This window comes from Kitasatospora sp. NPDC091257 (assembly GCF_044757675.1).
Lineage (GTDB): Bacteria > Actinomycetota > Actinomycetes > Streptomycetales > Streptomycetaceae > Kitasatospora > Kitasatospora lactacystinica.
In genome coordinates, this window is record NZ_JBIVVI010001844.1 from 1 (window position 1) to 1,120 (window position 1,120).

At 71.3% G+C, this 1,120-nt stretch carries 1 protein-coding gene; it reads left to right on the forward strand.

What is annotated here, in order from left to right; genetic code table 11:
* Window positions 1-215: 215 nt before the first annotated feature.
* The gene (locus ACIQOV_RS42410; RefSeq protein WP_401056609.1) at window positions 216-1,079 is read left to right on the forward strand and encodes an alpha/beta hydrolase; all 864 of its coding nucleotides are present in this window, start codon (window positions 216-218) and stop codon (window positions 1,077-1,079) included.
* The last annotated feature ends 41 nt before the right edge of the window (window positions 1,080-1,120 follow it).

The window sequence follows — 1,120 nt, forward strand, 5'->3', positions numbered from 1 at the left end:
CCGGCGAACTCCTCACCACCACCCCCAACCCCGACACCCGCCTCACCTACGCCCTCACCCACTGCCGCACCCAGGCGGCGAAGGGCCTTTCCGGGTAGTGCGATGATCATTCGCTGAGTACTGTGTGCCGTCGAACAGTTGGGCGGCTGTTCGACGGCTGCCCCCGTGCGACGTGCATGCCGCCGACGCACGGAGGTCAGAAAGTGAGCAGACAGATGCAACCGACGTTCGTCCTGGTCCACGGAGCCTTCGCGAACTCCTTCTCCTTCGCGCCGCTTCAAGCCGAACTCGGCCTCCTCGGGCACCGGTCCGTCGCCGTCGACCTCCCGGGGCACGGATTCGCCGCGACGTACCCGGCCGCCTACCAGGCGCCGCAGGACCTCGAAGGGCTCGCCACCGTGCCCGGCGCCATCAAGGGCGTCACCCTCGCCGACAACGTCGCGCACCTGATCGGGATCCTGGAGCGGGCCAAGCGCAACGGGCCCGTCGTCCTGGTCTCCCACAGCCGCGGCGGCCTGACGGCCACCGTCGCGGCCAACCAGCGGCCCGACCTGATCGACCGCATCGTCTACGTCTCCTCCTGGGCCCCCGTCGACCTCCCGGTGGGCGCCTACTACGCCGAGCCCGAGATGGCTACGGCCGACGCCGCGGGGATGGCGGCGGCGCTCGTCGGCAACCCCGCCGAACTCGGGCTGCTGCGCTGCAACTTCCGCACCGCCGACCCCGGCATCCTCGCGGGCTTCAAGGCGGCCTTCCTCGCCGACGGCACGGACGACCAGCTCATGGTCTTCCTCAACAGCTTCCAGCCCGACGAGAACCTCGACACCGGCACCCCCGACGACCGGGCGCAGGCCGACACCTGGGGGCGCATCCCCAGGACCTACGTCCGGCTGAGCGAGGACGCCGGCATCCCGCTCGCCATGCAGGACCGGATGATCCGCGAGGGCGACGCGCTCACCCCGGACAATCCCTACGACGTCCGTACGCTCCCCGGCAGCCACCTGAAGTGGCTGGTCGACCCGGCACCGGCCGCCCGGGTCCTGGGCGATCTCGCCGCGCTCCTGCCCACCGAAGCCTGACCGTTCCGTGACGGCTCCCGCGCGGTGGTAGCCACGCCCCC

Coding starts and splice junctions, on each gene's coding strand:
- ACIQOV_RS42410 (WP_401056609.1), top strand. CDS start 216: ATGCAACCGACGTTCGTCCTGGTCCACGGAGCCTTCGCGAACTCCTTC.